Source organism: Natrinema sp. LN54 (genome assembly GCF_052439245.1).
Taxonomy (GTDB): domain Archaea; phylum Halobacteriota; class Halobacteria; order Halobacteriales; family Natrialbaceae; genus Natrinema; species Natrinema versiforme_A.
The window spans coordinates 386,880-412,663 of sequence record NZ_JBQVRP010000003.1 but is presented as its reverse complement, the minus strand read 5'-3'; the positions used below and the strand labels follow the sequence as shown (position 1 = coordinate 412,663).

General features: G+C 66.9%; 24 protein-coding genes. 16 read left to right on the top strand and 8 right to left on the bottom strand.

The genetic code is table 11. The features are described 5' to 3' along the window. The first annotated feature begins 140 nt into the window (after positions 1-140). The 4 genes from ACT4ML_RS11335 to ACT4ML_RS11320 all read left to right on the top strand — a co-directional run bounded on the left by ACT4ML_RS11335 (position 141) and on the right by ACT4ML_RS11320 (position 4,598). A complete protein-coding gene (locus tag ACT4ML_RS11335) occupies positions 141-911 on the top strand; it encodes a hypothetical protein (RefSeq protein WP_444720961.1) in 771 nt (256 codons plus the stop codon). Between the two features lie 73 nt (positions 912-984). After that, entirely contained in the window at positions 985-1,707 is a 723-nt protein-coding gene (locus tag ACT4ML_RS11330) for a DUF5828 family protein (RefSeq protein ID WP_444720960.1), read from the top strand. A gap of 911 nt (positions 1,708-2,618) precedes the next feature. Next, on the top strand, positions 2,619-3,812 hold the full coding sequence (locus ACT4ML_RS11325; RefSeq protein WP_444720959.1) for an anion permease: 1,194 nt from the start codon (positions 2,619-2,621) through the stop codon (positions 3,810-3,812). Positions 3,813-3,860: 48 nt separating this feature from the next. Further along, a complete protein-coding gene (locus tag ACT4ML_RS11320; protein WP_444720958.1) occupies positions 3,861-4,598 on the top strand; it encodes a hypothetical protein in 738 nt (245 codons plus the stop codon). A 27-nt stretch (positions 4,599-4,625) separates the two neighbouring features. Here the strand turns inward: ACT4ML_RS11320 and ACT4ML_RS11315 are convergent, their stop codons facing one another. After that, a complete protein-coding gene (locus ACT4ML_RS11315; RefSeq protein WP_444720957.1) occupies positions 4,626-6,032 on the bottom strand; it encodes a hemolysin family protein in 1,407 nt (468 codons plus the stop codon). Positions 6,033-6,144: 112 nt separating this feature from the next. Between ACT4ML_RS11315 and ACT4ML_RS11310 the strand changes: the two genes are divergently transcribed. The 4 genes from ACT4ML_RS11310 (at position 6,145) to ACT4ML_RS11295 (ending at position 7,916) form a co-directional block, all read left to right on the top strand. Beyond that, positions 6,145-6,447, top strand: coding sequence for a glutaredoxin family protein (locus ACT4ML_RS11310; protein WP_444720956.1), 303 nt, complete (start codon positions 6,145-6,147; stop codon positions 6,445-6,447). Then, entirely contained in the window at positions 6,447-6,962 is a 516-nt protein-coding gene (locus ACT4ML_RS11305) for a redoxin domain-containing protein (RefSeq protein WP_444720955.1), read from the top strand. The genes ACT4ML_RS11310 and ACT4ML_RS11305 overlap by 1 nt, the downstream gene beginning before the upstream one ends. A 50-nt stretch (positions 6,963-7,012) precedes the next feature. After that, positions 7,013-7,600 (top strand): L-threonylcarbamoyladenylate synthase, encoded by a 588-nt coding sequence (locus tag ACT4ML_RS11300; protein WP_444720954.1) that lies wholly within the window; start codon positions 7,013-7,015, stop codon positions 7,598-7,600. 151 nt (positions 7,601-7,751) lie between these two features. Continuing rightward, positions 7,752-7,916, top strand: coding sequence for a hypothetical protein (locus tag ACT4ML_RS11295; protein WP_444720953.1), 165 nt, complete (start codon positions 7,752-7,754; stop codon positions 7,914-7,916). A 14-nt stretch (positions 7,917-7,930) separates the two neighbouring features. Here ACT4ML_RS11295 and ACT4ML_RS11290 read toward each other — a convergent pair whose 3' ends face one another. Then, complete coding sequence (locus tag ACT4ML_RS11290) at positions 7,931-8,614, bottom strand: CRISPR-associated protein Cas4 (RefSeq protein ID WP_444720952.1); 684 nt, start codon at positions 8,612-8,614, stop codon at positions 7,931-7,933. A 218-nt stretch (positions 8,615-8,832) separates the two neighbouring features. Next, positions 8,833-9,423, bottom strand: coding sequence for a conditioned medium-induced protein 4 (locus ACT4ML_RS11285; protein WP_138243368.1), 591 nt, complete (start codon positions 9,421-9,423; stop codon positions 8,833-8,835). A 180-nt stretch (positions 9,424-9,603) separates the two neighbouring features. Between ACT4ML_RS11285 and ACT4ML_RS11280 the strand changes: the two genes are divergently transcribed. Then, on the top strand, positions 9,604-11,790 hold the full coding sequence (locus tag ACT4ML_RS11280) for a heterodisulfide reductase-related iron-sulfur binding cluster (RefSeq protein ID WP_444720951.1): 2,187 nt from the start codon (positions 9,604-9,606) through the stop codon (positions 11,788-11,790). A 111-nt stretch (positions 11,791-11,901) separates the two neighbouring features. On the opposite strand, the gene ACT4ML_RS11275 is transcribed toward ACT4ML_RS11280, so the two are convergent. From ACT4ML_RS11275 to alaS, 4 genes are all read right to left on the bottom strand, one after another. After that, a complete protein-coding gene (locus tag ACT4ML_RS11275) occupies positions 11,902-12,642 on the bottom strand; it encodes a type 1 glutamine amidotransferase (RefSeq protein ID WP_444720950.1) in 741 nt (246 codons plus the stop codon). Between the two features lie 167 nt (positions 12,643-12,809). Further along, positions 12,810-14,057 (bottom strand): class I adenylate-forming enzyme family protein, encoded by a 1,248-nt coding sequence (locus ACT4ML_RS11270; RefSeq protein WP_444720949.1) that lies wholly within the window; start codon positions 14,055-14,057, stop codon positions 12,810-12,812. A gap of 100 nt (positions 14,058-14,157) precedes the next feature. Then, a complete protein-coding gene (locus ACT4ML_RS11265; protein WP_444720948.1) occupies positions 14,158-14,940 on the bottom strand; it encodes an alpha/beta fold hydrolase in 783 nt (260 codons plus the stop codon). Positions 14,941-15,016: 76 nt separating this feature from the next. After that, positions 15,017-17,794, bottom strand: a complete 2,778-nt coding sequence (gene alaS / locus ACT4ML_RS11260; RefSeq protein ID WP_444720947.1) for an alanine--tRNA ligase — start codon at positions 17,792-17,794, stop codon at positions 15,017-15,019. Between the two features lie 387 nt (positions 17,795-18,181). Here alaS and ACT4ML_RS11255 point away from each other — a divergent pair, with 387 nt between their 5' ends. The 3 genes from ACT4ML_RS11255 (at position 18,182) to ACT4ML_RS11245 (ending at position 21,852) form a co-directional block, all read left to right on the top strand. After that, positions 18,182-18,838, top strand: coding sequence for a hypothetical protein (locus tag ACT4ML_RS11255; protein WP_444720946.1), 657 nt, complete (start codon positions 18,182-18,184; stop codon positions 18,836-18,838). Beyond that, positions 18,835-19,527 carry a hypothetical protein gene (locus ACT4ML_RS11250; protein WP_444720945.1) on the top strand — a complete coding sequence of 231 codons (693 nt, stop codon included), beginning with the start codon at positions 18,835-18,837 and terminating at the stop codon, positions 19,525-19,527. The genes ACT4ML_RS11255 and ACT4ML_RS11250 overlap by 4 nt, the downstream gene beginning before the upstream one ends. 123 nt (positions 19,528-19,650) lie before the next feature. Further along, positions 19,651-21,852, top strand: a complete 2,202-nt coding sequence (locus ACT4ML_RS11245) for a GAF domain-containing protein (protein ID WP_444720944.1) — start codon at positions 19,651-19,653, stop codon at positions 21,850-21,852. Here the strand turns inward: ACT4ML_RS11245 and ACT4ML_RS11240 are convergent. Then, positions 21,849-22,841, bottom strand: coding sequence for a replication factor C small subunit (locus tag ACT4ML_RS11240; protein ID WP_444720943.1), 993 nt, complete (start codon positions 22,839-22,841; stop codon positions 21,849-21,851). The genes ACT4ML_RS11245 and ACT4ML_RS11240 overlap by 4 nt on opposite strands. A 263-nt stretch (positions 22,842-23,104) precedes the next feature. Here ACT4ML_RS11240 and ACT4ML_RS11235 point away from each other — a divergent pair, with 263 nt between their 5' ends. The 4 genes from ACT4ML_RS11235 (at position 23,105) to ACT4ML_RS11220 (ending at position 25,739) form a co-directional block, all read left to right on the top strand. After that, positions 23,105-24,205: a bactofilin family protein gene (locus ACT4ML_RS11235; protein ID WP_444720942.1), complete on the top strand. Its 1,101-nt coding sequence runs from the start codon at positions 23,105-23,107 to the stop codon at positions 24,203-24,205. Positions 24,206-24,262: 57 nt separating this feature from the next. Continuing rightward, positions 24,263-24,544, top strand: a complete 282-nt coding sequence (gene samp2 / locus ACT4ML_RS11230; protein WP_444720941.1) for a ubiquitin-like small modifier protein SAMP2 — start codon at positions 24,263-24,265, stop codon at positions 24,542-24,544. 214 nt (positions 24,545-24,758) lie between these two features. Further along, entirely contained in the window at positions 24,759-25,301 is a 543-nt protein-coding gene (locus ACT4ML_RS11225) for a redoxin domain-containing protein (protein ID WP_444720940.1), read from the top strand. Between the two features lie 3 nt (positions 25,302-25,304). Beyond that, entirely contained in the window at positions 25,305-25,739 is a 435-nt protein-coding gene (locus tag ACT4ML_RS11220; RefSeq protein WP_444720939.1) for a GNAT family N-acetyltransferase, read from the top strand. The last annotated feature ends 45 nt before the right edge of the window (positions 25,740-25,784 follow it).

Below are 25,784 nucleotides of genomic sequence, written 5' to 3'. Positions count from 1 at the left end.
GACGCTGCGGGTCGAATTCGAGCGCTGACCGCACGGATCGAAAACCGTTCTTGGGTACCGGAAACGGTCGAAACGGTGGGACCGGTTTAATCGCTCGATCGGCGTAGGCCCCGACGCTCCATCACGGGCACTGCATTCCAATGAGTCACCAGAACCAACAGCCACGGCAGGGCGGACAGCAGCCGACACGGATGACGGGCGAGCGCGGGACCCCCGGCGGCCAACAGATGGGGGGCCAAGGGATGAGCGGCGGCCAGCAACCCATGGGCGGCCAACAGACGGGCGGTCAGCAGTCGATGGGGAGCGGCCAGCAAATGGGCGGTCAGGGGATGGGAACACAGGAAATGGGCGGCCAGCAGATGACCGGGCAGGGGATGGCCGGACAGGGAACGCAGGGCCGGCAGTCGTTCGAGAACCACCTCACGAACGAGCTCCGGATCGCGCTCGAGGACTTCACCGAACTGTCCCACATCGCCGACTGGTGTGCGAAGATGTGCGCGTCGGAGGGGCCACAGCTCGCGACGTGTGCGGCTATCTGTCGCGACATCGCGGAGCTGGCCGAGTTCAACGAGAAGCTGATCGCGCGCGACTCGATGTTCGGGCCCGAGATCGCGGACACGTTCGTCCGGATCGCGACCGAGAGCCTGCCCGAACTCCAGCAGTTCCAGCAACACCCCCACGTCGCCGAGACGATTTCGGCGATCGACCGCACGATCGACTCCTGTACGACGCTCCTCGAGATGGTCGGTGGCGGCCAGCAGATGGGCGGCCAGCAAACGGGCGGCCAACGGATGAGTGGACAGCAACCGATGGGCGGTCAACAAACGAGCGGACAGCCGCCGATGGGGAGCCAGCAAATGGGCGGACAGCAACCGATGAGTGGTGGCCAGCAGATGGGCGGGCAGCGCTAAGGCCGTCCCCCGGACAGGCGACGGACGGCAGAGAAGTTTATACCTATCCGCACGCTACCACTCGGCCAGCCGAATGGAAGAGAGCATCTCGGGGTTCAAAGTTCGCGGTGACTGGGGCGACATCGTCGAACACGGCGAGCGCATCACGCGCGCGCTTCGAGACGTCGATGTCCACGATCCTGACCAGGAGTACGGCGCGCGCTTCGCACGCGCCTTCGAGGAGTGGGACGAGTGGCGTCCCAAGGCCCACGAAACCCTCGATTCCGACGTCAGCGAAAAGACCGCCGATCAGGCCAGCGTCGAGGAAGGGAAAGGCGAGAAAGCCGGCAAAGAGCCGGACGAAGACATCAAGACCGCCGGCGAGAAGCTCTCGGAGTCCTACGAGCAACTCGAGGACGACGACGCCGAGGCCGCGGTCGACAACTGGAAGGAGTCGATCGATTACGTCGCGCGCGCTGCCGACTCCGCGAGCCGGAAGGCCCTGCGTCGCGTCGAGGACACGGTCTACCAGAACGTGATGACCCAGCTCGCGCCCTACTACTTCGACAACGAACTCATCAGCGCCAACATCCAGCAGGCCGCGCGCAACGGCGGGAACGGCGAGCAGTTCGTCTTCGAGGTCAACGTCAACGACGACGTGCTCAAGGAGAGCGTCTCCGACCGGCTCGCCGACTACGAGGACGAGGTCGACCGCTGGCACGTCGAAGTCGAGAAGGACACCGACGCGTCCGAGGCCATCGAGGGCGCCGAGCCGCCGCCGGAGCCCGACGATAACTCGCGGTCGACGACGAACTGAGCGAGAACGCAGATCATGGTATCGAGATCGGCGAGCCTGCCACGCGGAGTGTTATCTCGAACGGACCAGCGTGACGAATAGCTAGCCGAACCTAGCGATCAGGGGGTACAAACGAAACCGACGTGCGACAGTCTTCGACGTCGGGTACGGTACCGACATCACTCGCCAGCAAAAGTCGCGACTCGCTCTAATCGGGTGCGCACTCTCTAGAGTAACACCCCTGTGAGTGTGGCAGCCATCAGTCCGTCTGCGAGCCCCTCAGCCATGACCGTCTGTAGGCCACCTCTTAGAAAATCATAATTATTGGCATAGTATTTACTCAGATCGGGGCAGAGAAATGGCCTCTCAAACAACTATGAATAAAGCCCCACTCAGCGTCGGAATACTGGGCTGGCTCATCCTTCTCAACGGGATCCGGATCGCTATTCGAGGCAGTAGTGGGGCTGCCTCTCTCGGGACGTGGCCATTGATCGTCGTAGGCGGGTGCACGGTCACTCTCGGTTGGACGATCATTACCGGCCGACCGATCGGTCTCGCCGGCGGATTCCTTACCTGGAGTTGCCACGTTATAGCGGGGTTCTTCGGTGTTCTCAACGAAGGGACCGTCGAAGGAGATTCGATCTGCTACTGGGTATCGTGACCGCGACAACGCTCTGGCTGACCGGACTCTGGATCCTGTACAGAAACAGGGGGTTCTTTCTCGAGCACGTCGCGACCGATTCCGAGCCAGTCGAGTAATACGTGCGGTTCCCATGCGGCGGAAAACGGGCACGATAATCGGGCAGATGCTCGCGGATCTCCCCACCGCATTGACTCGAGCAGAACCTGTGCGATTGCGCTCTCTGTTCGGCCGCCGCTGGCAAGGGCAGGTCGGCACACACTTGTACGATCCGCTAATAGGAGGCGAGTAGATGGTCGAAATCGCCACGCTCGGAACCTTTCTCGTGGCCGCACTCGCGAGTCTCTTCATGGCTTGGGCGATCGGTGCCGGCTCGAGCGGCTCAACCCCGTTCGCACCGGCCGTCGGCGCGAACGCGATTTCGGTGATGCGAGCGGGCTTTCTCGTCGGACTGCTCGGTTTCGCCGGCGCAGTTCTACAGGGGGCGAACGTCTCCGAGGCAGTCGGGACCGGACTGATCGGCGGCGACGTGACGCTCTCGTCGCTTGCCGCCACGCTCGCCCTGCTCATCGCGGCCGGGCTGGTCGCGATCGGTATCTTCACTGGCTATCCGATAGCGACGGCGTTTACCGTTACCGGCGCAGTCATCGGGACCGGTCTCGCGATGGGCGGTGACCCGGCGTGGCCGAAGTACACCCAGATCGCCACGCTGTGGGTCCTGACACCCTTTGTCGGGGGCTCGATCGCCTACGCGGTCGCCCGAGCGCTCCGCGCCGAGGTGGTCGCCGAGGAGTACCTCATCATCGTCTTGGCCGCCGTCGTCGGCGCGATCGTCGCCAACATCGAGTTCGCGCTCCTCGGATCAGGGCCCGGCGGCGCGTCGATCGCACAGGCCTCGAGCGGCTGGATTCCCGGACCGGCGATCGCCGGAACCGCCGCCGCGACGCTCGTGATCGCGGCGCTGTGGGCGGGCGCGATCGCGGTCGATCTCAGAAGTGGAACCGAACGGGGCGAGCGCCACTTCCTGCTGATCCTCGGCGGGCTCGTCGCGTTCTCCGCCGGCGGCAGTCAGGTCGGGCTCGCGATCGGTCCGCTGATCCCGCTGTCGGGCGAACTGGACCTGCCGCTGATCGCGATGCTCGTCGGCGGCGGCTTCGGCCTGTTACTGGGGTCGTGGACCGGCGCGCCGCGGATGATCAAGGCGATCTCGCAGGACTACTCCTCGCTGGGGCCGCGGCGGTCGATCGCCGCGCTCATCCCCTCCTTTATCATCGCGCAGGCCGCGGTCCTGTACGGCATTCCGGTCTCGTTCAACGAAATTATCGTCAGCGCGATCATCGGGAGCGGCTACGCCGCGGCCGGCAGCGGCGGCGGCGTCAGCGCCCGCAAGATGGGCGTTACCGTGCTCGCGTGGATCGGGTCGCTCGCCGGTGCGATCGTCGTCTCCTACGTCGGCTACACCGCCGTCGGCGCGATCCTCCTCTGAGCGGGCCGACATCGAACGGTCTTTACACGACGGATCGTGAGTTCGAGTATGGACGAGGACGCCGTCGACGTCACCGACACTCCCGACGAGACGATCCAGTGGCGGCGGGACGCGAGCACCTCCCGCACCGTGCGCCTCCTGTGGATGCTCGGGGTCGGTACCTTCTTCGCCGCGATCGGCATCGTCATCTGGTGGCGACTGTACAGGGTCGCCGGCGAAGCCGCCGGCGGGGCCGGCCGGACCATCATCACCGCGCTCGTCGTCGCATTCGCCGCGACGGTCCTCGCGCTGGCCGCCTCGAGTCAAACCGAACGACACCTCGAGCGACTCGTCCGGCAGCTCCCGGTCGACGTGCCCTCAGGAACGAGCCTGAATCGGGCGATGGACGCCGCCGTCGGGACGGTCGTGATGGGGTCGGTCATCGGCGGGCTGATGGGAATCGGTCGATACGTCTCCCAGACCGGGTTACTGGCCGGTGCCGGCCCCTTTACCGGGCTGGCGGCCCTCTGTCTCCCGCTCGCGCTCATCGCCCTCGTCCTCGCCTCGTTCCTGCAGTCCGTCGGCGCGCTCGACCGCGACGAGGGGACGATCTACCTCTACGAACCGGAGCAGGCGATCGACCTCGCGGTGATCGATACCGTGTCGGTCCGAGAAATCGGGGACGCCGCAGTGCTGGGGCTCACGTACGCTCAGCCGGACGGCCAGTACGTACAGGGGCCGCGCCGGATCGTCGTTCCGCCGGCGGTCGCTCGCGACATCGCGGCGATCGTCGAATCGCGGGACTGACCGGTCGAAGAACTCGGACGACGCGGCTCACTCGTCGTTTTCGTCGATTTCCATCGGCGCAGCCTCGCTTTCCGCCTCCGTCTCATTCTCCTCGTCCGGCACCTCGAGTTTCTTGAGGCGAGCTTTCAGAATGCGGGTGTTCTCGACGGTCTCGACCGTGATGCGGACGCCGTCGTAGGTGATCTCCTCGCCTTCCTCGACCAGCCGGCCCGCGCGGTTGAAGATGAAGCCGGCGATGGTCTCGAACTCCTGGCCCTCGGGGAGGTCGATCTCCAGCGACTCGTTGACGTCCTCGATGTTGACCTCGCCGCGGACGAGGACGGTGTCGTCGTCGATCTCCTCGATAGGCTGTTCCTCGCCGCCCTCGAGGATCTCGCCGATGATCTCCTCGATCATGTCCTCCATCGTCACCAGCCCCTCCGTAGTCCCGAACTCGTCGATGACGATCGCCATGTGCATCCGGTTTTCCCGCATCTCGGTCAGGAGTTCGTCGACGTTCTTCGATTCGGGCACGTGCAGCGTCGGCTGGATGAGATCCGCCAGCTCGAGTTCGGCGTCGCCGGTCTCGCCGTAGTTGAGATCGCGCACCAGATCGCGGATGTGAACGACGCCCTGGACGTTGTCGAGGCTGCCCTCGTAGACGGGGACGCGGGCGTGGCCGCTCTGGATACAGGTCTCGATCGCCTCGTCGATCTCGGCGTCTTTCGGAACCGCGGTCATATCGAGTCGCGGAGTCATCACCTCCTTGACGATCGTGTTGTTAAAGCGGAAGATCCGCTGGAGCATCTCGTGTTCCTCCTCCTCTAAGACCCCCTCGCGCTCGCCGGACTCGATCATCTCCTGAATTTCGTCACGGGTCACGTACGGCGACTCGATCGCACCCGTCGATCCGATGAGGTTGTTGATCTGGCGCGTCAGGTAATCGAAGAGGGCGATCAGCGGATAAAGCAAGTACTCCGTCGCCTTCAGCGGCCTCGCGATGCGAATCGACCACGTCTCGGCGTTCTCGACGGCGTAGGACTTCGGGACGCTCTCGCCGAACAGGAGGACGAGCGCGGTGATCCCGAACGTCGCGAGCAAGACCCCGACCAGCCCGCCGAAGTGCATCGACAGGATCGCCGTCGCGATCGAGGACATCGCGATGTTGACGATGTTGTTGCCGACCAGAATCGTCACGAGCAGCCGGTGGGGGTCGTTCTTGAGCCCCTTGACCAACTCCGCACCCGGGACGTCGTCCTCGATCATCCCCTCGAGCCGGTGTTTCGGCAGGTTGAACATCGCGATTTCGGACGAGGAGAAGAACCCGGAGAGGGCGATGAGGACGACGACGGCGAGCGCGCCGAGAGTCGTCACTACCGACTGATCGAACTCGAGTCCCACGAACGGGACTTCATAGGCAGCCAACGGAACCGCAAACAGCGGAGACAACGCCATTGATATACAGCCTTATAGCCGGATCGGTTAACCGTTTCCCATTTTACAACGGGTTACGGACATCGCCGCCGGCGACGACACGTTTACCCGGTCCGTTCCCCTACGTTCGAGTATGAGCGAGACCGCCGAGCCACCGATCACGTTCTACCGGCTCCAGGGCTGTCCGTACTGCGAGCGGGTCGCCCGGCTGCTCAACGAGTACGACCTCTCGTACCGGTCGCGGTTCGTCGAACCGATGCACTCCGAACGGAACGTCGTCAAGCGCGTCGCCGGCGTCCGGACCGTTCCCGTCGTCGTCGACGAGAACACCGGCGTCACGATGGCGGAGAGCGCCAACATCGCCGACTACCTCGAGTCGACCTACGGGCGCGACCGTCCCGACGCGGCCGCGGCGGGTGCCGGAGGTGACGACTGATGCCGGAGTTCGATGTCGTCGAATTGGGTCCGGCGGACCACCCCGAACCCGGCGAGGAAGCCCCCGAGTTCACCCGACCGTTCGTCACCGACGAGTTCTGGGAGGATCGAACGCTGTCGGACCTCGTCGGCGATGGCGAGGGTCGAACCATCCTCGTCTTCACCCCGATGACCGGCTCGTTCCTCGCCAAGTACATCTGGGACGAACTCGCAGAACGCAACTGGGACGAACGTGCGGACCGCGTCGTCGGCGTCACGGCCTCGACGCCCTACGGCGTCAAGCGGTTCCTCGAGGACAACGACTACCCCTTCGCGTTCTTCGCCGACCCCGGCAACAGGGTCGCGGAATCGTACGGGATCGACCACGACCTCGACGGCATGACCGGTATCAGCGAACCGCGGGTCGCCTTCTTCGCGCTCGGCGTCGATCGAACGGTCGAGGGCGCGTGGGTCGCTACCGACTGGCCCGACTTCCCCGACTACGACGCCCTCGAGGCGGAACTCGGCCTCGAGTAACCGGCGCTGAGCGACAGCTTTTTGCGCGCGATCCACCGATTTCGAATCGAATGAGCGAGTTCGACCGCGCAGCCGAGGCGATCGAGGCGGGGGAGCTCGTCGTCTACCCGACCGAGACGGTCTACGGCCTCGCCGCGGACGCCCTCGATCCCGCCGCCGTCGAGCGCGTCTTCGAGGTGAAAGGCCGGGACCGCTCGAAACCGATCTCCTTCGCGGTGCCCTCGGTCCCGTCGGCGCTGCGACACGTCCGCGCGACCGAGCGGGAGCGACAGTTCATGGGAACGTTTCTCCCCGGCCCCGTGACGGTCCTCTGCCGGCGACGCGAGTCCGTCCCCGACGAACTCACGGCAGGGCGGGACCGCGTCGGAGTCAGGGTACCGGACCACGCCGTCGCGCTGCGACTCTGTGAGCGGGCCGGGACGCCGATCACGTCGACCAGTGCGAACGTCAGCGGACGGGCGAGCGCCCGACGGGTCGCCGACCTCGATCCCGAGATCCGCGAGGCCGCGGCCGTCGTCCTCGACGACGGGGAAACCGACGGCGGGACCGAAAGCACCGTCGTCGACGTCTCGAGCGAAACGATCCACCGACGCGGCGCGATGGCCGACGAGATCGAGGTCTGGCTCGAGCGACACTGAACCTCGACAGCCGCGACTGCCGATCGCCCGGTACCCGCTGCTGCCGTCCCGTTGGGCGACGATAGCTATATAAGACAACGATCCGATAGGTTCGCATACGTCGCCCCATGAGCAGTCATCCCACCACGAGTCGTGGTTCGGGACGCAACCAGTGCTGTGGTTCCTCCTCGCCGTCGCGGTCCCCGGCGGTGTGTACGCCGGCAGTGGGATCGTGATCGGTGGGCAGTCCCTCGAGAGCGCGGTGCCGATCGGCATCACCTTCGGGCTCGTCTTCGCCGTCACGACCGCGGTCCTGAAATACGCGCGAGGTCGGTAGCTCGCGCCGACGGGCTACAATCCCAGCAGCGACCGCACGGTCCGGGTTTTGACGCCACACTCCGCGGCGAACTCGCAGGACTCGCACTTCGAGCGATTGTTCGTCCGGGACGGCGGCCCGTCCAGTTCCCGAACCGCACGGAGCGCGCTCCGATACTGGGCTTTCCGTCGCGTCGTCATCCGCACCGACCGAATCACACCGGCGGCCGGATACTCGAGCCACGCCCGTTCGACCGGTTCCTGGTGCTCCCACGCCAGCGCCTTGGCGGCCGCGACCGCGTGGACCGATTGGGATCGCCAGACGCCGTTGTCGGGCGGTTCGCCCGGCGAGACAACCACCGGCTCGAGCGGGTCTGCGAGTACCTTGTGGACGATCCCGCGACAGTCCCGGCCGGTCGCGAGCACTTCCCGATCGCGGGGATTCCGGAGCCGGTCCCACTGACCCGCGTCCTCGAGTCGCCGTCTGGTCGCAGCCAGCCGATCGCGGTATTGGGTCGGCGAGCGGGCGATCGGTTCCGCCGCGAGGTCGTCCGGCGGGGCCTCGAGCAGGGCTTCGTACCGGGGCTCGAGATCTCGAACCCGCTCGACCTCGGGCGGTGGCTCGCGGTTGACATCGTCGCGGGTCCGCTCGTAGTAACACTTCCGGGCGCAGTAGGCGGCGGTTCGGAGATCGCTAAACGAGACTCGAGTGTCAGTCACGAACCGTCTGGCCGCGCCTTCGCATAAGAAGTCTCGTGAGCTTACAGGTAGGCGGAGCGAAGGTCGATGCATCCGCGAGCGAACGGAGTGAGCGAGCGGGCCGACGACTGATCCGGAGCGAGTGGAGGGGAAAGAGGAGTGCTTTTGGTCCAGCTTTTACCGAGGGAGGTTTCGCTGGTAGTAACCAGCGAAACCTCACGCAGCGTAAAAGGTGGGTTCTAGAAGTCCACGTTCGTCTCCATCCCCTCGGTCGCGTCCTCGAGGCCGTCCTCGCGGAGGTCAGAGGTCATCTGCTCGGAGAGTTCCGAATCCGCGAGGATGCTGTCGAACTCGTCGCGGTAGCGGTCGTTGGCCGCTCGAGACTCGTCTTCGGCCGCGGCGATGCGCCGGTAGCGACGGATCCGGTCGGCGCTGACGTCGTACTCCGCGGCGAGCGTGGCGTCGTCTTCCTCGCGATTGCGGATCGCTGCGAGATCGACTTCGTCGGCGTCGTCCTCGCCGACGAGGTGCAGCGACATCCGGGCCTCGAAGATGTCCGCGGCATCGACGCCGAGATCGTCGGCGATCGCCTCGTCGCTCCGGCCGTCGTAGAAGGCTCTGGCGACCGCAATCAACTCGTCGTCCGATAACTGCGTCTCGAACGCGTAGCGTTCCCGCATCTGCTGGACGACACTCTCGAGGCGATCCTCGTCCGATCGCTCGTCTCGCTCGAGGGAGCCGCGCGTGTTCTCTTGGGACTCGGTGACGGTTTCCTCGCCGTCGGTGACGTCAGTGAAGATATCCCGGAGTTCCTCGGTCTTATCGTTCATGGGTGGACACTCCAGACGGGAGTCTATTTAAACCTGTTGCCAGATCACGTTGGGTCGGACTACTGACATGATCGACAATTATGAACTCGAAATAGTCCGAAAATTTTCGCAAGACGGCGCAGGGGTGGTCTGCCGAGCAGTGTGGCAAGAATTAAGTTACAGCCCTCCCCCTCAATGGACATGCACGCGTTAGCACAGTCAGACGTCGCGAGGGACACGTACTGGGGAATCACCAGCGTGGAATACGCGGTGTTCTACCTCCTCGCGTTTACCGCCGTCGCCGTCTTCACGTACGGCGTCTACCGGCGGTTCGCCCGCTATGCGGCGGGCGACGACGATTCGTTCCCTCGTGTGAACGATCTGCAGAACCGTATCGCGAGCGCGGCCAAGATCGTGCTCTCGAACGAGAAACAGTTCAACAGGGATCTCTACGGCGGCCTGATGCACTCGTTTATCCTCTGGGGATTCCTGACGCTGTTTATCGCGACGCTCATCCTCATGGCCGAGGAGTACGCCGCGGAGAAACTCCTCCACCTCTCCTTCTGGAACGGTGACTTCTATCTCGCCTACCAGTTCATCGTCGACGCCATGGGGCTGCTGTTCGTCGTCGGCATCGGGATGGCCATGTACCGACGGTACTGGGTCCGCAACCATCGCCTCTGGGACCGCCACACCTCGAGCGAGGACGATCTCTTCATCTGGACGCTGTTCGCGCTGGGTGTCGGCGGCTTCCTGCTCGAGGGCCTCCGTGTCTACAGCGCCGGGATCCCGGACCACGAAATCGTCAGCTTCGTCGCCTACGGAATGGCGCTCGGCTTCGACGCGATCGGACTCCCGACGCTGGGAGCCGAACAGGCCGGCCTCAACGGTGGCGGCCTGAACGTCGAGAACCTCCACTGGCTCGCGTGGTGGTCTCACTCGCTGATCGCGTTCTTCTTCATCGCGTGGATCCCCTACGCCAAGCCGTTCCACATGATCTCCTCCTTCGCGAACGTCGTCACGCGCGACGAGAAGGCCGGCCAGCGCCTGCCGAATATCCCCTCGGATCTGGACGCGACCAACGCCGAGTCCATCGACGACTTCACGTGGAAGGAAATCCTCGATCAGGACGCCTGTACCAAGTGCGGCCGGTGTTCCTCGGTCTGTCCCGCGAAGGCGTCCGACCGCCCGCTCGACCCGCGCAACGTCATCCTCGACCTGAAATCCTACCGCGAGGACCTCGAGGCCGGCGGCGAGGAGCAACCCATCATCGCCGACGGCGGGACGAGCGTCATCAACTCGGAGACCATGGAGTCCTGCATGGCCTGTATGGCCTGTATGGACGCCTGTCCCGTCGAGATCGAGCACCTCAAGAGCTTTACCCGGCTCAACCGCCAGATGGCCGATCAGGGCGACGTCGCCCCCAGCATGCAGGACGTCTTCCAGAACGTCATGCAAAACGGCAACACCTTCGGCGACTCGCCGCGCAATCGCGGCGACTGGGCCGACGAACTGGACTTCGATGTCACCGACGCCCGCGAGGAGGAAGTCGACTACCTCTGGTACGTCGGCGACTTCCCGAGCTACGACGAGCGCAACAAGCAGGTCGCCCGCTCGCTGGCGACCATCCTCAAAGAGGCCGACGTGAGCTTCGGCATCCTCTTCGACGACGAGAAGTTCGACGGCAACGACATCCGCCGCGTCGGCGAAGAGTTCCTCTACATCGAACTCGCCGGCCACCACGTCGAGACGTGGGACGACTGCGAGTTCGACAAGATCGTCTGTACCGATCCCCACTCGTACAACACCTTCAAGAACGAGTATCCGGAGGTCGACTTCGAGGAGTTCGCGGACGACCCAATGATGCCCTTCGACTACGAAGAGCAGTGGAACGAGGACGGCGAGATCGACGTCTACCACTGGACCCAAGCCGTCGAGGAACTGGTCGAGGAGGGCAAGCTCGACCTGAACGGCACCGAACTCGACTACACCGTCACCTACCACGACCCGTGTCACCTCGGGCGGTACAACGACGAGTACGAGGCCCCGCGCGAACTCATCACGGCCACGGGCTGTACGTTAGACGAGATGCCCCGCAACCGCAGCAACTCCTTCTGTTGTGGCGGCGGCGGTGGCGGCCTCTGGATGGACTTCGAAGAGGAGCCCAAACCCAGCGAGGAGCGGATCCGGGAAGCGCTCGAGGACACCGACGCCGGCAGCGGCGTCGAGAAGTTCGTCGTCGCCTGTCCGATGTGCATGACGATGTACGAGGACGGCCGCAAGACCGGCGGCTACGAGGACGACATCGAAGTCGTCGACGTGGCCGAACTCATCGTCGAGGCGATCGGCAAGGCAGACGAAGCGAAGGTCGAAGTTGCGGCCGACTGACGACTGCTGAGACTGTGGCCGTTTTTGCGGATGTTGCTGTTTTTCGCTCCGATTCCGCCACTTGAGAGGCGTCACCAAAACGTGATGCGTCGAAAATCAGTAGAGTCGTCGTTAATCGGAACCGCGAACAGCCGACACGTCTCCCGTCGCTTCATCGCTGGCAACGCCGTCCGCTCGCTTTACCTCGCGGACGAACTCGAGGAAGTTGTCGAAGACCAGTTTCGCCTCGCAGGCCCGCTGGTAGTTCGCCTCGGTGATCTCGCCGAGGATGGACTCGAGGCGCTCGTCGGAGAGTTCCTTCCGGTGGACGAGTTCGCGGGCGGTCTTGGTGTCGTACTCGGGGTGGAACTGGACGCCGAAGACCCGGTCCTTGCGGAAGCCGTGGTTCGAGTAGTCGTTTTCGGCGAGGGGCTCGGCACCCGGCGGGAGGGCGGCGACCTCGTCGGAGTGGCTGGTGAAGGCGGTAAAGGACTCGTCGATGCCGTCGAACAGCCGCGACTCGCCGGTGTGCTCGATCTCGCTGTAGCCGACTTCGTAGACGCCCATGTCTTCGACGGTGCCCCCGAGGACATCGGCCAGTAGCTGGTGGCCCCAACAGACGCCGAGGAAGGGAACGCCACGATCGATCGCCTCGCCGACCCACTCCTTGATGGGGGCCATCCACTCTTCGTCCCAGTAGACCGACGCTCGAGAGCCGGTGACGACGGCCCCGTCGTACGCGAAGTCGTCGGGGACCGTGCCGTCGGTGGCGTCGAATTCGGCGAGCGAAGCGTCGAGTTCGCGTCGGAAGTTCCGCGTCGTGTTCTCGTCCCGATGGGCCGCGTTCAGGACGGCAATTCGGAGCTGACTCACGGGACGCTAGTGGCCACTCGAGACGCATAGACTTTCCGTCCCGCGCCGCCGTTGCCGCAACCGCTGACGGCTAGGACCGGCGTTCCGTGGCCGTCGAATGAACGGAATCCGGTCGCGGTCGCAGTCGAAAATCCGACGCGAAACGGGCGCGGCCGATCCGCGACGCCTCACTGGAGATAATACCGACCGTCGGCGTCGCGACGGACTCGGTCACCGGTGTCGAACCACCCGTCGGCAAACTCGCCGCGATCATCGGCCTCGTCGTGGTCCTCGCTGTGCAGTTCCGCGGGCTCGTACCAGTTCTCCTCGTCGGTCCCGGCGGCGTTTACGTATCCGTCGGCGACCATCGGCCCGGAGAGCTGCAGTCGGCCGGTCGCCTGACCGTCCAGCACCGTTCCGTCGTCGTCGACCAGGCGAACTCGACAGTCGGGAACCGGCCGGCCGACGGCGGTCTCGTCGGTATCGGCTCCGCTCGCACCCGCCTCGAACCCCTGGCTCAGCGCGGTCGGACACTCGAGACGGCCGTAGACCCGCGCGACCGGAACCACCCGATCGCGGTAGGCCGCGATCACGTCCTCGCTGACCGGGGCCGCACAGACCGCTCGCTCGAGCGAGTCGACGGCGGCGTCGAAACCGGATTCGGCGGCGAGATCACGAAGGGTCGTCGCCCGGCCGGGCAAGAACGTCGCCGACTCGGACTCGATCGCGGCGAGCGCGTCACCGGGATCGAACGCGCGATCGAGCAAGAGGGTGCCGCCGGCGTACAGCACCGACAGCGCGACGCGAATGAGGGCGTCCGCGGCCGACAGCGGTGTGGTCAGCGGGACGATATCGTTCGCGGCGAGCCCCCACGCCGCGACGGCCGTGGAGCAGTTGTGCTCGACGGCCGCGGCGGAATAGCCGGCGATCGGACGCCCCGTGTCGCCGTGGAGAGCCAGTAGCGGGTTGTTGCCCGCCGCCGCGCGCCGCTCGTCGAAATCGACAGTGGCGCGATCAGCGTCGGCGAGTTCCTCGAGTGTCACCGTCCGATCGAAGGGAATCGACCGCACCAGATCCCGTTGGGCCGCCTCCGAAACGACCAGATCGGGATCGAGGACGTCGAACGGGCGCTCGACGGAGGCCGGCGTCAGCAGGTGCGAAATCGGCGCGAACGTCGCACCGAGTCGCCGACAGGCGAAAACCAGCGCGAGCGCGGCGACCCGGTTTCGCGTGACGAGACAGACGGTGTCTCCCGGGCCGACATCCAGCGCCGCGAGCCGCTCGGCCGTCCGCGTCGCGATCGTCGATAACTCGTCGTAGGAGACCCGATCCTCGTGGATCGTCTCCGCCGGCGCGTACAGCCGCTGCTCGGAGATGTCGACGACCGCCGTCCGATCCGGGAACTGCTCGGCCCGGCGAGCCAGCGAGAGGGTCACGGGGTATTCTCCCACGCTCGAGTACGTAGTAGATAGGGGGTCAGTCGCAAGCAGGGGACGACGGGTGCAGAGAGACGGCGCGCTGAAGCGACGAGTCGACTCAGTCGTCGTCAGTGTGCTCCTCGAGAAAGCCCAGCAACAGATCGTTGACCGTCCGCGAGCGCTCGACGAAGGCGAGGTGGCCCGCACCCTCGAGTCCGGTGAACTCCCCGCGCGGAAGCCCGCGAGCCAGTTCCCGTCCGGCCGCGGGCGACACCAGTTCGTCCGCCTCGCCGTGGATCACCCGCGTCGGCTGTGTCACCTCGACCAACCACTCGGTCGCGTCGAACCCCTCGAGGGCCGCGACCTGTGCCTCCCAGCCCGCCCGATCGGCGTCGCCGTCGACCCGCCAGTCGACGATGCCCTCTACTGCGTCGGGCTGGGCCTCGCGGAACTCTTCGGAGAAACCCGCCTCGAGGGACTTCTGGAGCGCATCGGGATCGTCCGGCGACGCGAACAGCGGCTCGAGGTCGAACGCCGATCCCTCAGCCGCCGTCCCGAACAGCGTCAGCGTCTCGACGCGACTCGAGGTCCGGGCCGCCGCCAGCGCGATTACGCCGCCGAGCCCGCAGCCCACGAGGTGGGCGCTGGTGATCTCGCAGTCGGCGAGGACCGCCTCGAGGTCGGCGACGAGTGTCTCGAGATCGTACGGACCGGGCGGGGCATCGGAGCGGCCGGTTCCGCGGAGATCCCAGACGACGGCCTCGTGGGGGCCGGCGACGGCGGCGTGTTGCCAGCCCCAGAGCCAGCCGCCGAGGCCGGCCTCGGGGACGAAGACGACGGGCACGCCCTCCCCCGCGCGGTCGTAGTACAGCGAGACCGATCCGTTCGATGCAGTGGGCATGGGAGAATCGACGGGACGGGTACCGAAAGAAGGGACCGATTTCGACTCGAGCGATCGGCCTAGCGAAACCGCCGAATCAGGCGTTGAGGATCTGGCGCAACACGTCGGGGGCATCCTCGAGCGCGTCGTCTAAGTCATCGACGTTCGGGCCGCCGCCCTGCGCGAAGTCCGGCGGGCCGCCACCGCCGCCGCCGACCTTGGATGCGAGTTCGCCGACGACGTCGCCGGCGTTGACGCCCACGTCGTCGGGCACCGCGACGACGAACTGGGCGCCGCTCTCGCCGCTGCCCAGCACTGCGATCTTGCCCTCTTCGACGAGGGCGTTTGCGGTCGCACGGAGTTCGCCCATATCGGCGTCGATCCGGTCGATGACGGCCGTCGTCTCGCCGATGTCGACTTCCTCGCCGCCGCCACCGCCGCCGGCGCGGGCCTCGGCGAGTTGTTCTTTGAGGTCCTCGATCTCCTTGCCTCGAGCCTTCCACTCGTCGAAGAACCGTTCGGCGGTCTCGGGCACGTCTTCGGGGGACACGTCGAGGACCGCGGCGGCGTCGTACAGCGCGTCCTCTTTGGTCTGGGTGGCCTCGATGGCGGCCTCGCCGGCGGCGAAGGTGATTCGCTCGACGCCGTCTTGGACTCGCTCGGTGTTGAGGACCTTGATCGAGCCGATATCGCCGGTGCGGGCGACGTGGGTGCCACCGCAGGCCTGGACGTCTTCCTCGACGTGAATCAGCCGGATCTGCTCGCCCGGGGGGATGCCGCCCTGATAGAGATCGAAGCCATGTTCGGACTCGGCGTCGTGGCGGTCGGGCCACTCCTGGGTGACCTGCGTGTTGTCCATGACGATCTCGTTCGCCCGTTGCTCGATCTGCTTGACGTCCTCGCGGGAGATCCGGTCGTAGTGGCGAACGTCGATCCGCGAACTTTCGACGCCCTTCTGGGCACCGGCCTGCCGGATGTGCTCGCCCAGCACCTGTCGCGCGGCGTGGATGACGATGTGGGTCGCCGTGTGGTGGCGCATGAGCTGGCGTCGGCGACCGCCGTCGATCTGTCCGTTGACCAGTTCGCCCTTGCCGGGGTCCTCGTCGGTCCGGTGGAGGATGACGCCGTCCTCGATCTGGACGTCCGCGACCTCGACGGTCGTATCGTCGGTCGAGAGCGTCCCCGTATCGGCCGGTTGGCCACCGCCCTCGGGGTAGAACATCGTCTGGTCCAAGACGACGTCGTAGCCGTCCTCGCGCTCGAAGACGTCGAGCACGACCGCCTCGAACTGCGTGCGCTGCTGGTCGTCGTAGTAGAGTTTCTCCGTCTCCGGCAGGTCCTCGAAGCGCTCGTCCGCCTCGTCCTCGTCTTCGGCGGCCGCCTCGGGCGTGTCGTGGCGCTTCGCGACGAGGCTGTAGAAGTCGTCGGGGATATCGACGTCCGCGCCCGTCTCCTCGGCGATCTCGGCGACCATGTCCGGCTGGATGCCGTGGGAGTCGTAGAGTTCGATCAGCTCCTCGGTCGGAATGGGCTCGCCTTTCTTCGCGTACTCCTCGGCCAGCGTCTCGACCCGGCGACCGCCCCGCTCGAGCGTCTCGCGGTACTTCTCGACCTCGGTGCGGACGATGTCCCGGATCGTGTCGCGGTTCTCGTACTCGAGGCGCTCGGCCTGCATGTCGACCAGTTCGTCCAGCGGCGCGTCGATGCCGACGGTGTCACAGAGCCGCTTGGTACGTCGGAGGACCATCCGCGCGAGATAGCCCGTGCCGACGTTCGAGGGAACGATGCCGTCGCCGAGCATGTAGGCGAGCGTGCGGCAGTGGTCGGCGATGGCGTAGATGTCCTCGAGGGGCTCCATCAGCGCCTCGAGGTCGTCGACGGCGACGTCGAGTTCGGCGGCGATCTCGCTGCGGGCGGTCTCCATGTCCTCGGCCTCGTCGATGTCCATGTGGCCCGCGAGTTTCGCGGCGCGGTGGATCAGTTCCTCCTGCTCGTCGGTGTGGTCGAGCCCGGCGTTCTCCTTCAAAAAGGCGATCATGTCGGGGTAGACCGCCTCGTAGACGGTCGGCGTCCCTTGGGAGACCCACGTCCACCGCTCGAGCCCGTAGCCGGTGTCGACGATGTAGGTGTCCATCGGGCTGTAGCGGTTCCCGTCTTTCATCTCGTACTCGCCGTCGGGGTCTTGCTCCATGGACATGAAGACCAGCGTGGCGAGTTCGACGCCGCGGTAGATGACCTCGATGGCGGGGCCGGCGTTGCCGCCGCCGACCCACGGGTCCTCAATGTAGATGACCTCGTCGAGATCGACGCCCATCGAGTCGAAGAAGCCGTCGCAGAGTTCGACGGTGTGGTCCTTCCAGTAGACCTCGCCGTGGTAGGCGTACTTGTCCTCGGGGACATCCTCGCGCGTGTTGAACGCGTGGTGGGCCATCATCTCGAAGGCCATCGTATGTCGGCCGGTCTTGCCGACGTTGTCGATGTCCTGCATCCGAATGCAGGGCTGGGAGACCGTCAGCGGGTTCGCCGGCGGCGGCGTCTCGCCGCTGGTGACCAGCGGCTGGAAGTCGTAGATCGACGCCTGGGTCAACAGGACGTCGTCGCGCCAGCGGTTCGCCGCGACGGGGTAGGGATCGATTCGCTCGTGGTCGTTGGCCTCGAAGTAAGAGAGAAAGGCCTCGCGCATCTCGGTGAGGCTGTACGACCCATCGAAGCCCGAGTTGTCGATGAAGCCGTACTCTTCGCAGGGCGGCTCACCGCAGGTCACCCGGTCGTGGTCGCGCGTCCAGAAGTGAGCGCCACACTCCGGGCACTCCTTGCGCTCGAACCCTTCTTCCTCGAAGTACTCGAGGCGGTATTCCTCCGCCAGTTCGCTCATTACGCGTGTATTCGCCCTGCAGCGCGTAAAACAGTTCCGCAACTGCCGTCGCGAAACCAGCATCCGACGCGACTATGAGCGAGACAGTTGTGAACGGGAACACCTCGTACCGGAACGCCGATACCGCGGATAGACGGTGTCCGTCAATCCCTCGCGGCGCTCGCGCGGCGGCTCGTCGATGCACAGTTGCGCCGCCAGTGCCGAGAGAAGTGATAGGAAAATAATAAGTATCTGTCGATAAAATACACGTATAATGGTGGGAATGGAACGGAGTCGGACGGGTGGACAGGTGAGTCGATCCGGGAGGTGCGATCGGACGGTTCCGAACCCTCCCGCGGACGGACACGGGCGCGGTGACGGGTCCCGAAACAGGGGCGACCGCTGATCATGTCGACGCGACGGTCCCTGCTCCGGAAGGCGGGCCTGACCGGTATCGGAACGACGATCGGCGTGACGCTCCTCCCCTCGCCGCCGAACGCGACGGACCCCAGCGGCACGGTCGAGGCCGCCGAACCCCCCGAGGAAGTCGCCGACTGGCTCGACGAACCGATCACCGACGAGAGCGACGCGCCGATCGGCCGCTACCACTACGAGCCGACCAGAAACGGGTTCCGCGCGACCGCACCGTTCAACGTCGTGCTCCTCCCCGAGGCCGACGGCGAACGGGGCCTCGAGCGCGTCATGTCCGTCCTCGACGACGAGGGGTGGGTCCGCAGTCCCGAAGAGTACACCCGGTTCGCGTGGGATCGGGAGCGCGAAGCGTACGTGCGCCAGCAGGCGACGTCCGCCCAGACCTACTACGGGACCAACGGGCGGCGACACGTCCGGTGCTGGTCGTTCGAGAGCATCGTCTCGATGCAGGCCCACGAGGACACGAGCGCCCGCCCGAAACACGGTATCGCCTCCTACGAGCGCGGTCGGGACACCGTCGAGGCGATCTTCGCCGAGGACGGCTGGGAAATCGCCCCCGGCACGATCGACCTGCGAAACGAAAAGGGGCCCGACCACGACGGGCTCGCGACGGTCATCGCGGAGGACCCGTGAGCACCGAAACCGACGACCGTCGATCGCTCGACACGCGAGCGGCTATCGGTGCCGCCCTCGAGCACCCGCTGCTCGGACTCGAGCGGCGACGAACGGCGCTCACCGTGGTGTACCTGTTGGGGCTGGTCGCGATGTTCTGGGCCAGCTACCTCGGAACGCGGGTGCCGGTCACCGACGCGCTGCGCAATACGCTGACGACGGGGCTGGACACGCTCAGCACGGTCTTCATCGCGCTGGTGACCCCGACGATCCTGCTCGTGCCGTTGTGCTATGCGATCTGGAACGGTGGACCAGGACTCTCCTTCGTCCTCCCGCTCGTGCCGGTCGGTATCGGAGACGTCATCGCCGGCGCGTACGTGCTCGATCTCGACGTCGCGATCGGCCTGACCGTCGGCGCGACCGCGGCCGCAGTCGCGCTCGTCGCCGTGGACGTCCGACGGGCCGGCTCGCTGCGGTTCTGGCGGGCCGGCGTGGACGAGGACCGGTTGCTGTTCGTCACCGCAGCCGCGGTCGTCGCCGCCGTCGGCGTCGGCCGCTTCGTCGACACCGCACCAGCCTACATGCTCGAGTGGTACGCGCCCCTCGGCGGCTGCTGGCTCGTGACCGCCGCGCTCGTCGGCGGCTACTGGATCGTCTGGGCTCGGTCGGCGCTGGGGGCTGCCGGCGGTCACGACCCCGCGGATTCGTAGCCCGCTCCGACTGCGGGCCGGTCACCGGGTCTCGGTTTGAATCCGACGATCGCGAGGAACGACTCAGTGATCGATATCGGGGATACCGTTTTATCGGGGGAGAGTCTCACGCAACACAGACACTTGAACGGCGACGGCACGACGACCACACCGGCGAACCCGCGACCGCGGACGGTACTCTACGTTGCCGGCTCGGAGACGGCCGCGAGCGACGGCGCCGCGGAACTCGAGGACCATCCCTCGGGCCCGAAGCGGTCGGTCCACGCCGTCACCGCGGTCGAGCGGGTCCGGAGTTGGGCCCCGGAGGCCGACTGCGTCGTCTTCGCCGAGACGCCGACGACGGCGGCCGGCTCCGCGCTGCTCGAGGTCGTCGACGCCTGCGGCGCGACGCCCGTGATCCTCTTTACCGAATCGTCGTTCGCGCCGACGGCCGCCCGCTCGACGGGCGGGATCGACGGCTACGTCCGCCGTGATACCGACGACGCCGTCGCATACCTCGCGGACGAGATCGAGTGGGTCTGCAGGGGCCAGAACGGGGCGACCGCCGACGCCGATACCGAGACGGAACCGGAGACAGATAGCGAAGACGACGTGATCGCGATGGGCGGCGAGCGAGCGCCGTCGACCGGCGATCCGGCCGACTCGACCGGGCCGGCCGCCCGGCTCCTCGAGTCGGTCCCCGAACTGGTGGCCTGTCGCGACCGTGACCGGCTCTTCGAGTTGCTGGTCGAGAGCGCGGCCGACGCCCTCGAGCGCGAGTCCTGCTGGCTGTCGACCGTTCACTTCGGGGAGTTCACGCCGCGAGCGACCGCGCCGACGGTTTCCGAGGCCGACCTCGAGCCGCTGTCGCGCGAGGGGCCCCTCGGCGAGGCACTCCGAACGGGCGAGGTGCTTCGGATCGACGATATCACGGCCGACGACCGGTTACCGACCCCGCTCGAGGGGATCGCGTCGCTGTGCTGTGTCCCGGTCGGCGACGTGGGTATCCTGCAGATCGCCGCCGCGGAGCCGGCGGCGTTCGACGAGGGCGACTGCGACCTGCTCGCGACGTGGTGTCGAGGTGCCGCCGCGGTCCTCGAGCGGATCGACGCCGACGCGAGCCACGACACGGCGCGGGATCGACTGCGGACGGAACGGGACCGGATAGCGACCGAGCGCGACGAGATCGCCGCCGAGCGCGACCGGCTCGCGGACGAACGCGACCGCTTGCGAGCCCTGTTCGCGAACGTGCCGGAACCGGCGATCCGCTACGAAATCGACGACGGGCGGCCGATCGTCCGGACGGTCAACGACACCTTCGCCGATGTCTTCGGCACCGACCCCGAGGCGATCGTCGGTGCGCCCGTCGACGAGGACACCGTCCCGCCGGGCCTCGAGGCCCGGCGGGCGACGCTGCTCGAGTCGCTGCGGGCGGGCGAGCGCCGCCAGTTCGTCAGTCGCCGGGAGACCGACGACGGCGTCCGCGAGTTCCTGCTGACGCTGGTGCCGGTCGAGGCGGGCGCGAGCGGAGACGCGGCCACCGACGAGAACGGGACGGAGCGGACGCCCGATCACAACCCCGAGGGGCTGATCGTCTACAGCGACGTGACCGAGGCGAACCGCCGGGAGCGGGAGGCCGCCGCCGCCGAAGCGCGCCTCGAGACGATCGCGGAACTGGTCGACGACGACGTCCGAACGCCGCTGAACGTCGCCCGCGGCTACCTCGAATTGGCCGCCGAAACCGGCGATCCGGAGCACTTCGCGGAGGTCGACGACGCACAGGAGCGGCTCCGCGAACTCGTCGATCAACTGGTCGCGATCGCCCGGCGGGACGACGTGCTCGTCGAGACCGAACCCGTCGCCGTCCACGACGTCGCGCGGCGGGCGTGGGTCGCCGTCGACACCGGCGACGCGCGGCTCGTCACCCGGGCGGCGAACGACCGCGTACTCGAGGCGGACAAAGCGCGGCTGCGAGAACTGTTCGAACACCTGCTACAGGCCGTCGTCGACGGTGCGGAGGGCGGCGATTCCGACGCCGAAATCGGGGCGGGTGACGCGGGCGACGACGCGCCGGTGGTCACCGTCGGCGCGACCGAGGACGGCTTCTACGTCGCCCGGCGTACCCCCGACGGCGACGCCGCGACCGTCGACGACGGACTCGAGACGAACGCCGTCCCCGGTCGACTGGCCGCGGCCGACGGCACCGGGTTCGGGCTCGGTACCGTCGAGCGCATCGCCGACGCTCACGGCTGGAGCGTCGGGGTCGCCGAGGACGACGACCGCGTCGCGTTCGCGTTCCGCGGCGTCGACGGTGGCGGAGATACAGCAGCAAAGAGCGACCGTTAGTTGTCGTCGTCGAGCGCCAGCGACGCCAGCATCGCCTCGAGTTGCAGGCGCTCGTTCGCGCCCTCGGTGATCCGGAAGTCGACCTCGCCGAGTCGCTCGAGCAGGCGGACCGTCGCCTGCTCGGGGATGTCGAACTCCCACGCGGAGCGGTGGAGTTGGTCGATGACGTCGCCGCCGGCGAGGCCGCGCTCGGTCAGGAGATCCTCCAGAGCGGCGCGGGCGGCGGTGAAGTCGCCGTCGATGGCGTGGTCGACCATCGCCTCGACCTCCTCGGGGCGGGCGGTGGCGGTGATCGCGAAGACGGTCTCCTCGTCGACGGTCTCGCCCATCACGGCGGCGGCCTGCAGGGCGTTGATCGCCTTCCGCATGTCGCCGTCGGCCGCGTAGACCAGCGCGTCGACGCCGTCGTCGGTCACTTCGATGTCCTCGGTGGCGGCGATCTCCCGGACCTGCGCTTCGATTGCTTTCCCGGAGAGTTCGGTAAAGCGGAAGACCGCACAGCGAGATTGGATGGGGTCGATGATCTGGCTCGAGTAGTTACACGAGAGGATGAAACGGGTGTTGTTCGAGAACTGCTCCATCGTCCGGCGCAGCGCGGACTGGGCGTCGGATGTCAGCGCGTCGGCCTCGTCGAGGAAGATGATGCGGTGGTCGTAGCCGCCGAACGAAGAGCGCGCGAAGTCCTTGATCCGGTCGCGGACGACGTCGATCCCGCGCTGGTCGGAGGCGTTCAACTCGAGGAAGTTCTCGCGCCAGTCGTCGTCGTAGACCTCGCGGGCGATGGCCTGCGCGGCCGTCGTCTTGCCGGTACCGGCCGGCCCCGCGAACATGAGGTGGGGGAGGTCGTCCTGCTCGACGTAGTTTTGCAGGCGCGGCACGATGTTCTCGTGGCCCTTGATGTCGTCGAGGCGCTCCGGTCGATACTTCTCGATCCAGACTTCGGTCTTCCCGGGTGTTGGCTCCGCCGCCTCGGCGTCGGCCTCGCTCATACCGGCCGAAGGGGCGGCCGGAAGATAAATCGCCCGAAGGTCGCTCTCGAGTCCGGCCGATCGCGACCGCGCCGAGCGCCGATTTTGACTTGCGATGGCGACCGACCGGTGGCGAAGAGCCATCACCGACGGACGAGTAGGCGCGCAACTGACGACCGCACGCGAGAAATCGTTCGAGAGACGGTCTATCGGCCCGCAACCGGTCCGATTCCTGACATCTGTGTAACAGGTTTTACTCCCTGCTCGGCGAAGCGAGAGACTAGATGTTTGGGACACATTCACTATCGCAACTCGTCGTCGTGGTCCTGGTCGCGCTCGTCGCCTGTAGCATCGTCCCGGCCACGGCCGCCGCCCAGACGAACGGCCAGACCGGCGGGACGGTCGTCGTCGAGGAGGACGAAACGGTCGACAGCCTCGAGGCGTTCGGCGGAAGCGTCGTCGTGCGGGGCACCGTCACCGGCGACGTCAGCGCCGTCGGGGGCGATGTGCGAATCGAAAACACTGGCGAGGTCGGCGGCGACCTCGAGGCGGCCGGCGGGAGCGTGACTATCGCCGGCACCGTCGACGGCGACGTCGAGACCGGTGCGGGGAGTCTCACGATCACCGAGTCTGGCACCGTCGGCGGCACCCTGATGGCCGGCGTCGGGAGCGCGACGATCGACGGCACGATCGAGGGCGACGCCGAAATCGGGGCCGAGACGATCCGGCTGGGAGAGAGCGCCTCGATCGCGGGCGATCTGCGCTACGACGGCGACCTCGAGGGCAACACCGACGCGGTCGCGGGCGAGATCGAGGAGGACGCCTCGCTCGGCGTCGACGTCGCGCCGACGATCCAGCCCTTCGCGTCGTGGCTGTTCGCGGCCTACGTCCTCGCGGTGAACCTGCTGATCGGTGCCCTGTTGCTCGCGCTGTTCCCGCGATTCTCCGACGGCGTCGCCGACCGCGTCGCGTCGGGACCGCTCCGTTCCGGGCTGGTCGGACTGGGGGTCCTCGTCGGGGTTCCCGTGCTCTTGGTCGCACTCGCGATCACCGTCGTCGGCATCCCGCTGTCGCTGATCGGCGGCTTCGCGTTCGCCCTGTTGCTCTGGATCGGCGTCATCTACGGCCGTTTCGCCGTCGCCGCGTGGCTCCTCTCGCTGGTCGGCCTCGGTAACCGCTGGCTCGCGCTCGTCGTCGGGCTGGTCGCCGGTGCCGCCCTCGGTCGGCTGCCGATACCGATCGTCGGCGACGCGATCAACCTGCTCGTCCTCCTGCTCGGCCTCGGGGCGCTCGTTCGCGGGCTGGTCGGCCACTGGCGGACCGCCCGAAACCGCGAGCAGGACCGGCCCGTCGGTCCCGGTCCGGACGAACCGACCGCCGATTGAGGCCGATCCGCGGGCCTCGAGCGATGCGCTCAAGGCCGCGCTCGCGTAACGCGAGGTATGCACGTCACCGTCGACGTCAAGGGCGAGGACACCTACGAACTCGATCTCGAGGCGGTGGCGGGGGCCGCGGCCGCCGACGCTGATACCGCTGGCGGGGCCGACGACGCCGACGACGCCAGCGGTCCCGCCGGCGCAACGCCGACCTACGCGGACCTGCTCCGCGAGGTCGACCTGAGCCCCCACGAGGTGAGCGTCCTCGTCGACGGTCGCCCGGTCCCCGAGGATCAGCCCGTCGAGAGCGACTACGTGACGGTCCTACGGCTGATCAAGGGCGGGTGATGCCGTCGGCTCGCGCGGCGACCTGAGTTCTGCGACGGGGCTCACTCGAGGAGACTTACACCGAACGGCTCGAGAGACCGAACAGGTTGCTCACCTGCGATCAAGATACGTGGGCAGTTTCCCCGAGTAGCGTCGTGTGTTGAAGCCCATAGAGAGCCCGATCCTCGGCCACCGAAAGCCTAGTCGCTTTCCCGGTCGACGCGGTACGCGGCGTATGGCCGAACCCGCCCTCGAGGTGACGCTGCCGAACGTCGGCCCGGGACCGGATCGACTGGCGCTCGCGGACCTGACGGCACCGATCGAACCGGCGGACCCGACGACGGGCGACGAGCCGGACCCCGCCTACGACGCCGTCGTCCTGTTGCTCCACCGCGACCACCACGCGGGACAGTGTCGCCGGCAGGTCCGGGCCGTCGCCGACCGCTACGACGAGTTCCGCGAGCGGGGCTGTGCGGTCGTCTCGGTCGTTCCCGAACCGCGCGAGCGAGTCCGAGAGTGGCAAGAGCGGTACGACCTCCCCTATCCCATCTGTGCGGATCCGGACGCGACCCTCGGCGACGCCTTCGACCAGCCCGTTCGCCTCGGGTCGCTCGGTCGCCGCTTCGATCTCGTCGGCCGGATGCCGGCCGCGATCGTCTTCGACGTCCGGGCCGCGGATCCCGGCGAGCTGGCGGTCACCGCGGCCTACCGCGGCCGAACGATGCTCGACCGACCCGCGATCGACGCGTTGTTAGCCCACGCCGACCGACGCTCCTGACGAATGTTCGTCCGCACCGCTACCCCGGACGACGCCCTCGAGGTGCGGCGCATCCTCGACGCGGCCATGCTCGAGCCGGGAAACGTCGAGAGCCGAATCGCGGAGGGAAACGTTCTGGTCGCCGGCGACGAGCGCGGCGGGACGACCGACACGAACCGCGAACGGGTGCTCGGCACGGTCGTGCTCGAGTCCCTCGAGGAGGGCGGAGACGGCGACCGGGGTGCCCACGTCTCGGCGATCGGTGTTCGTCGCCGTCACCGCGGGCGCGGCATCGGCCGGGCGTTGATCGACCGCGCCATCGACCGAGAAGGGCGGCTGACGGCGCGGTTCGACGACGGCGTCCGCCCGTTCTACGAGCGGGTCGGCTTCGCGATCGAACCGATCGACGAGCAGCGACACCGCGGCATCAAGGGCAGTCCCGAGACCGAGTCCGACTAACGACCCGTCGCCTGCTGGCGGAGCTTTCTCCCGAGAGAACGTGGT

Bases quoted from the DNA above. Each gene is read 5' to 3' on its own strand.
- ACT4ML_RS11315 (WP_444720957.1), bottom strand. From the start codon at position 6,032: ATGGCGTTGTCTCCGCTGTTTGCGGTTCCGTTGGCTGCCTATGAAGTC.
- ACT4ML_RS11255 (WP_444720946.1), top strand. From the start codon at position 18,182: ATGTCGACGCGACGGTCCCTGCTCCGGAAGGCGGGCCTGACCGGTATC.
- ACT4ML_RS11280 (WP_444720951.1), top strand. From the start codon at position 9,604: ATGCACGCGTTAGCACAGTCAGACGTCGCGAGGGACACGTACTGGGGA.
- ACT4ML_RS11285 (WP_138243368.1), bottom strand. From the start codon at position 9,423: ATGAACGATAAGACCGAGGAACTCCGGGATATCTTCACTGACGTCACC.
- ACT4ML_RS11235 (WP_444720942.1), top strand. From the start codon at position 23,105: ATGTTTGGGACACATTCACTATCGCAACTCGTCGTCGTGGTCCTGGTC.
- ACT4ML_RS11265 (WP_444720948.1), bottom strand. From the start codon at position 14,940: ATGCCCACTGCATCGAACGGATCGGTCTCGCTGTACTACGACCGCGCG.
- ACT4ML_RS11330 (WP_444720960.1), top strand. From the start codon at position 985: ATGGAAGAGAGCATCTCGGGGTTCAAAGTTCGCGGTGACTGGGGCGAC.
- ACT4ML_RS11225 (WP_444720940.1), top strand. From the start codon at position 24,759: ATGGCCGAACCCGCCCTCGAGGTGACGCTGCCGAACGTCGGCCCGGGA.
- ACT4ML_RS11320 (WP_444720958.1), top strand. From the start codon at position 3,861: ATGGACGAGGACGCCGTCGACGTCACCGACACTCCCGACGAGACGATC.
- samp2 (WP_444720941.1), top strand. From the start codon at position 24,263: ATGCACGTCACCGTCGACGTCAAGGGCGAGGACACCTACGAACTCGAT.
- alaS (WP_444720947.1), bottom strand. From the start codon at position 17,794: ATGAGCGAACTGGCGGAGGAATACCGCCTCGAGTACTTCGAGGAAGAA.
- ACT4ML_RS11335 (WP_444720961.1), top strand. From the start codon at position 141: ATGAGTCACCAGAACCAACAGCCACGGCAGGGCGGACAGCAGCCGACA.
- ACT4ML_RS11310 (WP_444720956.1), top strand. From the start codon at position 6,145: ATGAGCGAGACCGCCGAGCCACCGATCACGTTCTACCGGCTCCAGGGC.
- ACT4ML_RS11240 (WP_444720943.1), bottom strand. From the start codon at position 22,841: ATGAGCGAGGCCGACGCCGAGGCGGCGGAGCCAACACCCGGGAAGACC.
- ACT4ML_RS11300 (WP_444720954.1), top strand. From the start codon at position 7,013: ATGAGCGAGTTCGACCGCGCAGCCGAGGCGATCGAGGCGGGGGAGCTC.
- ACT4ML_RS11325 (WP_444720959.1), top strand. From the start codon at position 2,619: ATGGTCGAAATCGCCACGCTCGGAACCTTTCTCGTGGCCGCACTCGCG.
- ACT4ML_RS11220 (WP_444720939.1), top strand. From the start codon at position 25,305: ATGTTCGTCCGCACCGCTACCCCGGACGACGCCCTCGAGGTGCGGCGC.
- ACT4ML_RS11305 (WP_444720955.1), top strand. From the start codon at position 6,447: ATGCCGGAGTTCGATGTCGTCGAATTGGGTCCGGCGGACCACCCCGAA.